At 36.9% G+C, this 10,265-nt stretch carries 8 protein-coding genes; 5 read left to right on the forward strand and 3 right to left on the reverse strand.

The genetic code is table 11. From position 1 onward, the window contains the following. Positions 1–244 precede the first annotated feature (244 nt). The 5 genes from A5844_RS05125 to A5844_RS05145 all read left to right on the forward strand — a co-directional run bounded on the left by A5844_RS05125 (position 245) and on the right by A5844_RS05145 (position 5,254). Complete coding sequence (locus A5844_RS05125) at positions 245–1,084, forward strand: energy-coupling factor ABC transporter ATP-binding protein (RefSeq protein ID WP_086284194.1); 840 nt, start codon at positions 245–247, stop codon at positions 1,082–1,084. Then, on the forward strand, positions 1,060–1,929 hold the full coding sequence (locus A5844_RS05130; protein ID WP_086284195.1) for an energy-coupling factor ABC transporter ATP-binding protein: 870 nt from the start codon (positions 1,060–1,062) through the stop codon (positions 1,927–1,929). The genes A5844_RS05125 and A5844_RS05130 overlap by 25 nt, the downstream gene beginning before the upstream one ends. Then, the gene (locus A5844_RS05135) at positions 1,919–2,716 is read left to right on the forward strand and encodes an energy-coupling factor transporter transmembrane component T family protein (RefSeq protein ID WP_086284196.1); all 798 of its coding nucleotides are present in this window, start codon (positions 1,919–1,921) and stop codon (positions 2,714–2,716) included. The genes A5844_RS05130 and A5844_RS05135 overlap by 11 nt, the downstream gene beginning before the upstream one ends. Before the next feature lie 43 nt (positions 2,717–2,759). Next, a complete protein-coding gene (truA, locus tag A5844_RS05140) occupies positions 2,760–3,515 on the forward strand; it encodes a tRNA pseudouridine(38-40) synthase TruA (protein WP_086284197.1) in 756 nt (251 codons plus the stop codon). A gap of 608 nt (positions 3,516–4,123) precedes the next feature. Then, positions 4,124–5,254: an IS110 family RNA-guided transposase gene (locus tag A5844_RS05145; protein ID WP_086284198.1), complete on the forward strand. Its 1,131-nt coding sequence runs from the start codon at positions 4,124–4,126 to the stop codon at positions 5,252–5,254. A gap of 185 nt (positions 5,255–5,439) precedes the next feature. Here A5844_RS05145 and A5844_RS05150 read toward each other — a convergent pair whose 3' ends face one another. From A5844_RS05150 to rpmB, 3 genes are all read right to left on the reverse strand, one after another. Continuing rightward, positions 5,440–6,735 (reverse strand): ISL3 family transposase, encoded by a 1,296-nt coding sequence (locus A5844_RS05150; RefSeq protein ID WP_086284199.1) that lies wholly within the window; start codon positions 6,733–6,735, stop codon positions 5,440–5,442. A gap of 131 nt (positions 6,736–6,866) precedes the next feature. Next, on the reverse strand, positions 6,867–9,527 hold the full coding sequence (locus A5844_RS05155) for a YfhO family protein (protein ID WP_086284200.1): 2,661 nt from the start codon (positions 9,525–9,527) through the stop codon (positions 6,867–6,869). 402 nt (positions 9,528–9,929) lie between these two features. Continuing rightward, complete coding sequence (gene rpmB, locus A5844_RS05160) at positions 9,930–10,118, reverse strand: 50S ribosomal protein L28 (RefSeq protein ID WP_086284201.1); 189 nt, start codon at positions 10,116–10,118, stop codon at positions 9,930–9,932. Positions 10,119–10,265: the final 147 nt, after the last annotated feature.

Below are 10,265 nucleotides of genomic sequence, written 5' to 3' on the forward strand. Positions count from 1 at the left end.
AGATGATTCTTTTAGAGTGTTATGATGTTGGAAGTTACTTATTCCGAGTCTAGCTCAGCGCTACTCCCCAAACCACTCGTTTGGGGAGTATGCACTCATCATAAAGTGTTTTTTTATACCTTCAATTAACTGTCAAGACACATTTGAAGTTATAAAAAAACATTTTAATAAAGGATAAAAGATTGAAAACTACGTTGTTTTTTGATAGTGTTAGTAGGAACTTTAGGATGAAGAAGGAGTAATTATGGAGCCGATTATTGAATTAGGAAAGATTAATTACAAATACCAGCCAGAAGATTTACGGCCAGCTCTGACAGACGTTTCTTTTACGATCAATAAAGGAGAATGGATCGCCATCATTGGACACAATGGATCAGGTAAATCAACACTTGCAAAGACGATCAATGGATTACTTCTTCCGGAATCGGGAACGGTCAAAGTAGGCAACCAACTATTGAATGAAGAAAACATTTGGGCCATTCGCCGAAAAGTCGGCATGGTCTTTCAAAATCCAGATAATCAATTTGTTGGTTCCACAGTAGAAGACGATGTCGCTTTTGGCTTAGAGAATCAAGGAATCCCTCGGAAAGAAATGATTGAACGAGTGAAGGATGCTTTAGAAAAAGTTCGAATGGCTGATTTTGCGACTCGAGAACCTGCTCGACTATCAGGTGGGCAAAAACAGCGTGTCGCTATAGCTGGTATAGTTGCTTTAAGGCCAGAAATCATTATCTTAGATGAAGCGACAAGCATGTTAGATCCAGAAGGCCGAGAAGAAGTGATTGCTACTATAAAAAAAATCAAAGATGAAAGCCATCTAACCGTGATCTCAATTACGCATGATATCGATGAGGCTGCAAATGCGAATCGAATATTAGTGATGAAAGAAGGACAACTAGTCAATGAGGGAACACCTCAGGAGATTTTTTCTGCAGGTCCTGAGCTGATCAATTTAGGTTTAGATTTACCTTTTCCTGAAAAATTGAAAAGTGCATTGAAACAACGTGGCATAGATGTACCAAAAGAATACATGACAGAAGAAAGGATGGTGGATTGGTTATGGACATCCGTTTTGAAAAAGTAAATTTCACATACCAGCCGAATACACCATTCGAACAACGTGCATTATTTGATATCGATTTACAAATTAAAGAAAATAGTTATACAGCTTTAGTCGGACATACTGGAAGTGGTAAATCTACTTTGTTGCAACATTTAAATGCTTTGATCAAACCAACCGAAGGAGTGGTCCAGATTGGGGATCGACGAATCACTCCTGAAACGAACAATAAAAACTTGAAACCGATTCGAAAAAAAGTAGGTATCGTGTTTCAATTTCCAGAAGCACAATTATTTGAAGAAACAGTAGCTAAAGATATTGCTTTTGGACCTAAGAATTTTGGCATAAAGGAAGAAGATGCTATTAAATTAGCAGCGGAAACCTTGGAACAAGTAGGATTGGATGAAAGCTACTTAGAGCGTTCGCCTTTTGAATTATCAGGAGGACAAATGCGTCGTGTCGCTATTGCGGGAGTCTTAGCAATGAAGCCAGAAGTATTAGTATTGGACGAACCTACAGCAGGCTTGGATCCTCAAGGACGAAAAGAAATGATGGACATGTTTTGGCGTTTACACAATGAGCACCATATTACGATCGTACTGGTGACTCACTTGATGGATGATGTCGCTAACTATGCTGATTATGTTTACGTATTAGAAAAAGGTCGAATCGTTAAATGCGGCGAACCAAAAGATGTATTTCAAAATCTTTTTTGGTTAAAAGAAAAACAACTAGGTGTGCCGACTGCGACTGAATTTGCAGAAGAGCTAAGGAAAAAAGGGATTCATTTTTCAGAATTGCCCATTACTGCAGATGAATTAGCAGATCAACTAGTCAATCTAGCAGGAGGAACTGCCCATGATGAATAAGTTGATTTTTGGTCGCTACATGCCTGGAGATTCTTTGATTCATCAACTAGATCCACGGGCAAAATTATTAGCTAGTTTTTATTTTATTGGCATTATTTTTCTTGCAAATAACTGGCAAGCCTATGCACTACTGGCAGTCTTTACCTTGTTTGCTGTTTTTTTATCAAAAGTAGATATGAAATTTTTTATTCGGGGAATCCGACCATTGATTTGGTTGATTCTTTTTACCGTAGCCTTACAGGTCTTGTTTACAAGTGGTGGTGAAACCTATTGGAGTTGGGGGATCTTTAATATTACCCAGTTTGGTGTAATGAACGGTCTATTTATTTTTTGTCGTTTTGTGTTGATCATCTTCATGTCCACTTTATTGACGTTGACCACCCCCCCATTGGAATTATCTGATGCGATTGAATATTTATTGCGTCCATTAAAAGTAGTTCGATTTCCTGTTCATGAAATTTCATTGATGTTGTCTATTGCTTTGAGATTTGTTCCTACATTAATGGACGAAACAGAGAAAATCATGAATGCTCAACGTGCCCGTGGAGTGGATTTTGGTGAGGGAAGTCTTGTCCAAAAAATGAAAGCAGTCATTCCTTTACTTATTCCGTTGTTTGTTAGCAGTTTCAATCGTGCAGAAGATCTGGCGACTGCCATGGAAGCAAGAGGGTATCAAGGTGGAGAAGGCCGAACGAAATATAGGGTTCTCTACTGGCATACTCGCGACACACTAGTGATGGTGACCTTCGTACTCTTAACGGTCGTATTGATCTTTATTCGTGGCTGAGTGCTATTTTAAGCCTAGAAATTGATAACAGGGAGAAAATTACATGGTACGTTATAAAGCAGTCATTGCCTACGACGGAACGCTTTTTAATGGCTTTCAAAAGCAGCCTAACGGTCGTACGGTGCAAGAAGAACTTGAAAAAACATTAAAAAAAATAGCGAATGGAAAAGACATCACTGTTTTTGGTTCAGGGAGAACAGATGCTGGTGTCCATGCTTGGGGTCAAGTGATCCATTTTGATTATCCTGAGGAACGTCCATTAGAGAGAATGCGCTTTGCTTTAGATACGCAGTCTCCGGAAGATATTGCTGTTAGAGACGTAGAAATCGTTCCAGAAAACTTTCATGCACGTTACTTGGTGAAAGAAAAAACGTATCAGTTCAAAGTAGATATCGGTAAGCCTCGAAGTCCATTTCGTCGGCATTATGCCAGCTATTATCCGTATCCCATTGATATAAAAAAGATCCAACAAGCACTGCCAGATCTTTTAGGTACTCATGATTTCACTTCATTCTGTGCTTCTGGCAGTTCGATTGAGGACAAGGTACGGACGATTTATGAAGCTAGTCTACAAGTAAACGAAGCGCAAGATGAGCTAGTTTTCACCTTTCGTGGGGATGGTTTTTTATATAAGATGATTCGTATTTTAGTGGGAACTTTACTAAAAATTGGGAATGGTCGTTTACCTGCTGACTGTCTTCCAGCAATTATTGCTAAAAAAGACCGCAATGCTGCTGGACCAACGGCTCATCCGGAAGGTTTGTATTTATACGAAGTGAAATATGACGGAGAAAACTAGTGATGAACAAAGATTGTTTGTCAAACGTTGTTGGTGAAGAGAAATCTTAGAATGATTGGTGAACAGAAAGAAAGCAACATATTTTTGCTGTTCATTTTAGGTTGGGACAGAAGTGATTAACCTCGAGAAATTAGATGGGATTCACGAAAAATGTTTTACAAATTTTTGTGAATTTCTGCTTATTTTCGAAAAAGTTGCTTCTGATTCCGCTGTTTATACGTATTTAGAGCGTGAAATAAGAGTAAATCATACTTTTGTCCGATGCAAAGATGCTGGTGGATTCACAAGCATCAAAAAGTATAGAGTCAAAAAAGAGAGAGGTCACTACAATATTGTAGTGATCTCTCTTTTTAGGCTCTTTGTCAAACACACATGAATTCGCAAACTCATTCACCCTGAAGAATGAAAGGTAAGATTGTAGTACAATTATAGGGGAAAGGAAAAAAGCCGCCATTATTTTGGAAAAGCAAGTGATGCCGATTGTCAAACTGGCTTGCTTTATTTCTCGAGAACCTTGAAATATTGCCAATGAGCATGTGTATAAAAATTTGATTTTACATGAAATAAAGCACTCCTTTCCTAAAATCATGGGAAAGGAGTGCCTTTTTATGGAAATCATTTACGAATGCTGTGCTGGATTAGATGTCCATCAAAGTAATGTTGTTGCTTGTGTTTTACAAGGTCCGCTTACTTCTACCAGACCAAAAAAACATCTACAAAAATTTGATACGACCACCAAAGGATTATTAGCCCTACATGAATGGCTAACGGATTTTGATTGTGAGATTGTCGCTATGGAAAGTACAGGTATTTATTGGAAACCGGTTTGGCACATTCTTCAAGGAAATTTCGACTTAGTTCTAGCTAATCCGTATAAAATTAAAAATATTCCTGGGCAAAAAACGGATAAAAAAGATGCAAGTTGGATTGCTAAGTTGCTGCGAGTAGGTTTGATTCCCAAAAGTTTTGTTCCAGAGGAACCTATACAAGATTTGCGTGAACTCACACGGTTAAGAAAAATGTGGATCGAATCTAGAAATCGAGAAAAGAATCGCGCGCACAAAATTTTACAGACTGCCGGAATTAAAATAACTTCTTACATGACAGATATATTCGGATTATCTGGAAGAAATTTATTAAATCTATTGATTAATGAGGAAGATATTACTGCAGAAAAAGTTGAAGCGGCTGTTTATACTTCTTTAAAATTTAAAGTGCCGGAATTAGTGGAAGGACTTACTGGCTTTTTCAGAAGTCATCACAAGTTTTTATTGGCACAAATTTTAGATGTTATTGATATGTATAACAGTAAGATTGGTGAACTAGAAACCAAAATAGCCGAATATTTACTTCCTTACCAAAAACAGATGGACAATTTATTAACGATCCCAGGAATTAGTACGGATTCAGCTGCTGTAATTATCTCTGAGTTTGGCATTCATATGAATCAGTTTTCTTCTGCAGAAAGATTAGCCTCATGGGTTGGTCTGTGTCCTGGAAACAATGAAAGTGCTGGGAAAAGACGCTCTACGAGAATTTCCAAAGGAAATGCTTATGCAAAGAGGGTCTTATGCCAATGTGCCTATTCAGCTTGTAAATCTAATCATCAGAGATTCAAAAACTATTATCAAAGAATCTGTAGAAATCGAGGCGGTAAGCGTGCGATAGTGGCAGTTGCTCATCTTATTACTAGAATCATTTACTATATGCTTTTGAGAAATGAAGTCTATCACGAATAAGAACCACTGCTCTTTGAAATTTTTAGATTCTTAATTTTTATGGAGGAGGGTAGTTTTTTTTTGCTTTTTTTCTAGTTGTTTCGTACATAGGTGCGGTGAAGCTTTCGTATAAAACGATGTTGGTGAAGAGAAATCCTAGAATGATTGGTGAACAGAAAGAACTATTTTTCTTTCTGTTCCTTTTTTTATTTTATGAGTAATGCTTTCCCATGCCGAATCATGATTCGTAATTTAAAGTTGTAAAAGCTTCGGAACCCATAGGCATTTCGTTTTAATACCTTGATATGATTGTTCAAACACTCCAAAGGGCCATTTGAGTAGCCATAACGTAGGGCGTTCTCGATTTGTGGAAGAAACTTTTTAAAGGTTTTCAAAGTTCTATCATAGATTTCAGGAAGGTCTGTTTTTCCCACATTTAAATATTCTTTAAACGTGTCAATTTCCCGCTTTTTAACTGCATAAAGTAGATTTTGATAGAGTTGATAACCAGAGTGTAGACTAGGACAGTCTCTAAGAAGGCGATCGACTATTTCGGTTTCAGTTAAATACTCTTTAAAACCGGCTCGCCAAGTGCGTTTGTCATAATCTAGTTTTCCTTCTTCTTTTTGTAAAAGTTTCCAGTAACGTTTTAGCTTCCTACCTAGGCTTTTTTGAGAAGAAGAAGGATGTTTAAGCAACCGATTTGTTTCTTTGATTCGTTGATTGCGAAATGTTCTACCAATATGCTGGACAATATGGAATCGATCAATAATCAGTTTCGCGTTTGGAAATAGCTTTTTCACTAAGGAAACATAAGGTGCATACATATCAATAACGATCCATTGAACCGCCTCTCGAACTTCTGATGAGAAGCGCAAAAAGTAACGTTCTAGATAGGGAAGGCGTCGATTTTCTAAAATATCCAGTAGTTCATGGGTGTCACCATCCATCATAATGAAGCTCATGGCGCTAGACACACTACGAACAGACTTAAATTCATCGAAACATAAAGTTTTTGGTAAGCTTTGTTTCAAGGGATTCAATGGACGATAAAATTTTTTCATGATTCGATAAACGGAAGAGACAGAAATATTTTTTTGGTAGGCAATTTCGGTCATTGAAGTGTTCTTCTTTAAACGAGTGACGACAGACCAACGGACCTTTTGACTAATAAAACAGTGCTTTTCAGCAACCGAAGTATCGGCAACAAAGGTTTTATGACAAGACTTACATTTAAAGCGTTGTTTCTTCAATTCTAAATAAGTTCGGTATTCAGAAACATCATTGAGTAACAACCGAACGGTTGTCGTCCCCCAATGGATAAGCTGAGAGGGGACGACACAGTGGCAATGAACACATTTTTCAGGTGAATAGCGAAGCCTCCCACGATAGATCATGCAAATTTGGCCTTTGTACTTTTCTTTCGTTAAGCAATTTTCCTCAAAATGGATATTTAGGTCTAGAATATTTAGAGTATCTTTGATAAGCTGAGTATAAGACATCTTGAATCCTCCTTATGAATGGTTTCGCCAAATCAATTCTAAAGGATTTCAAGGTGTCTTTTCTATCTTTTTTTCTCAATAAAAAAGATGTCAGTGGAATCCACCAACATCAAAAAGTATAGAGCCTCTTTTTATCTTCTTTTTCTTCGTTCTCTACGTGGGCGTCTTTCGTCGTCTGGATAGATCACACCAGAAAATTCACGCGTATGAAGATACCACAGATATAAGATGAATAAAGCGATACATAGGATAAAGAGAATGGAGCCAACAATGAACCCTTTTGGTAAGTAGCTAAAAGTTATAGTATGTTCGCCTGCTGGCACTTGTACCATTAAGAAAGCATCTTTGAAATTTTCTATTGGTACCTTTTTCCCATCGATTTTTGCTGTCCATCCTTCATCATAAGGGATAGTAGTCACTAGCATCGTATCTTCTGGTGTATTGATTTTACCAGTGGCTGTTCGACTCGTTGTTTTCATTTCAACCCCGTTGCGATTGATTTGGTTCATTGCAGCCTGATAGGCGACTACATCTAACCCTACTACTTTTGGTTCCATAAAGCTGACTTCCTTCGTTCCATAAAAACTTACAGAGAAAGTCACCGTTGTATCTTGTGGGTAATAGCCCAAATCATAATATTGACCGGCGATATTGATTTGTGTTTTTCTAGACATGCCATTTACAGTAAGAGTGGCAGTTGAACTTTCTAATTGGGCAAAGTTTGTTGGAAACAAGCTGAGATAAGCTTGTGTATTTGCCGGCACTTGGACTTCCCAAGTCAAAACTTTCGGTAAGTTATCTGCTGTCTCAGAATAAGTGACGCCATTTGTCGTACGAGTGATCGTTGTATTTTCTTGTCCCTTTAAGTTAGGTGTATAAAAAGTAAAATATTGTTGATTTAAACTTGATAAGGCATTGATCAAGTTTGTTTGACTCGTTAGATTATCCGTTGTTGGCTGTTCGATGTCATTGATCGTCAACGGAGCCTGAAAGGCTAATGGTAATGCGTTTATATTCTTGTATAAGGTATAATCGCCACTCTTGCTTTCTTCTTCGAAGCCATATTTATTGAAGCTGCTATCGTTTTTGGCAATATTGTATTTAATTCCTGTAAACCCGTCCATGAGTAATGTATTGTTGTTATAACGAATATTCAAATTCGTTCCTCTTGAACGAAATCCCAAAGTATCCAAGTAGGAAGAAGAATTTCGGTTTCTTATCGAAGAAAATAGACTGATTCCGCTGTAACCATAGTTGATCGAATCATTGGCAGAAACTGGATCAAGATTTTCTAAGCGATAAAAAGAATCTGAATCTGTCTTTGTTTCATCAACTAATGTTTTGATATCAGGATAAGGATCGGTGTATAAACTTCTTGAAGCATAGTTCCAATCGTCAAGGATGCCGTGAATCATGCTATTGGTATTCACAGCAGCTTCTGCTGTCATCACTAATAACAAGAGAACACTAAGTCGTTTCAAATCCCATTGATGTTGTTGGAAGAAACCAACCGTCAAAGCGTAGAGACCTAAGAATACGATCGTTAAAACGAAGGAAGTTAACGTAACATACGTATAACCATCATCAGCTTTGATGCCCCAAGCAGTGGCAAAAGCAGCAGCTAATACGATAATGATCCCTACTATAGTCCCGCGGTCATTAGCATCTAGTTTTTCCCAACTTTTTGCTGCTAATAAGAGAACCAAGAAGGAGAAGAGATACGCATAACGGAACAAAAACATATTTGGTGCATGCATACCGTGCCAGAACAAATTGAATGGAACAAAGTAGAAGCTAGCAATCAATAAAGCAAATAGACTACCAAAAAGCAGCTTGTTTTTTAGTGGGAATTTGCGACTGACAAAATAAAATAAACATAAGACGAGGGGGAATAACCCTGCATAGATAAATGGGATGGATCCGTATTTGGTAGTGTCATAAACGCCAACCATATTTTTCATCAGTAAATCAAGATAAGAAGTAGCTTCAGTTTTTAATGTGGTAATTTGTGTCAAAGCCTCTCCATTCGCGCGAAGATCGAGAATGGCAGGTAAAATAATGATCATTGAAGCACCTCCGGCTAACAAGGAAGTCACTCCATAAGGTATAATCGATTTTTTGTAGGCTGACCAATTTGTCAATAATCGTGCGATGAAATATAAAAATGAAAAGACCCCGACCATAAAGCCCATGTAAAAACTGGATAAGAACAATAGTAAATAACTGACAAATAATACTGTTGGTTTTTTCAAGTCCATGACTCGATGAATTCCTAAAATAATCAATGGGAGATAGACAAACGTATCTAACCACATGATGATTTCTGAGTGTGCTGTAATAAATGAAATGGAAGCATAGCTAACACTTAACGCTACTTGTCCCCAACGAGGAATTCGATAAGAATGTGCTAAAAACCAGAAAGATAACCCAGCAGCCCCAACTTTCAGCAATGTGAGAACATAAAGTGCATCAGGCATCGTTTGATTAGGAAAGAAAAGAACGAGTGGTGTGAAAATCCCACCTAAATAATACGAAACTAAAGATAAGTAATTTAATCCGAGTGAAGCATTCCAAGTATAGAAGATGCTTTGCTTTCCTAAAAGCATATTGCGAAAGCTGGCATGGAAATTTGAAAATTGTGAGAACGCATCACTTGCAAGAATACTCCTGTCACTTCCTGGATAAATTCCAATACTTAAATAAACAAGTGCAAGGATAAGTAAAGGAATTAAAAAACTGGCAGCAGCATAGCGTCCGTTTTCTTTTAAAAACTGTTTGAATGAAGTTTTCATTGTATTTTATTCACCAAATTTCTATATGAAGTTATAATTAGTTTATCATATTCCAGTTTTTACTTGCTGAAAAAGACTTGTATTTCATAAAAAAATCAAATTTACAAATAAATAACAAACGTAAGGTTAAGTTTGCGTTTTCTTTTATAATATAATAACAATCATTAAAAGCTGTATTTTTCTTTTAAAATAAGGTGTTGACAAGGGTTTTGAAATGCGTTATGTTTAGATTGAAATGATTATAAAAAAACATATTTCTATCACTATTGAATAGTGGCACATAAAAGAAGACTTAAAACAATTATCTGGGTGATTAGTTGTTTTAAGCCTTTTTTATTTAAAGATATTTATAAAATAAAAACCGTTCATTGTGTGAACGGTTCAAACTTCATTCAATTATAATTATACGCGTTCAACTTTTCCAGATTTCAAAGCACGAGTTGACACCCAAACTTTTTTAGGTTTGCCGTCGATCATAACGCGAACTTTTTGCAAGTTAGGTTTAACAGTACGTTTTGTTGCGTTCATCGCATGTGAACGGTTGTTTCCACTTTTTGTCTTGCGACCTGTAAAGTAACAAACTTTTGCCATGTAAATTTCCTCCTTTGCCTTGATTTGGAGCAATAGTAAATTCAGCTCATACCAGAATAACATATCATACAGGAAAGAAATTTGCAAGTACATTTTCATAGTTGCGATTGACATTTCTCATGATTAATTGTAAATTAAACAAGGTTA

Source organism: Candidatus Enterococcus wittei (genome assembly GCF_002140175.1).
In the GTDB taxonomy this organism is placed as follows: Bacteria; Bacillota; Bacilli; order Lactobacillales; family Enterococcaceae; genus Enterococcus_B; species Enterococcus_B wittei.

Coding starts and splice junctions, on each gene's coding strand:
- A5844_RS05125 (WP_086284194.1), top strand. CDS start 245: ATGGAGCCGATTATTGAATTAGGAAAGATTAATTACAAATACCAGCCA.
- A5844_RS05130 (WP_086284195.1), top strand. CDS start 1,060: ATGGACATCCGTTTTGAAAAAGTAAATTTCACATACCAGCCGAATACA.
- A5844_RS05135 (WP_086284196.1), top strand. CDS start 1,919: ATGATGAATAAGTTGATTTTTGGTCGCTACATGCCTGGAGATTCTTTG.
- truA (WP_086284197.1), top strand. CDS start 2,760: ATGGTACGTTATAAAGCAGTCATTGCCTACGACGGAACGCTTTTTAAT.
- A5844_RS05145 (WP_086284198.1), top strand. CDS start 4,124: ATGGAAATCATTTACGAATGCTGTGCTGGATTAGATGTCCATCAAAGT.
- A5844_RS05150 (WP_086284199.1), bottom strand. CDS start 6,735: ATGTCTTATACTCAGCTTATCAAAGATACTCTAAATATTCTAGACCTA.
- A5844_RS05155 (WP_086284200.1), bottom strand. CDS start 9,527: ATGAAAACTTCATTCAAACAGTTTTTAAAAGAAAACGGACGCTATGCT.
- rpmB (WP_086284201.1), bottom strand. CDS start 10,118: ATGGCAAAAGTTTGTTACTTTACAGGTCGCAAGACAAAAAGTGGAAAC.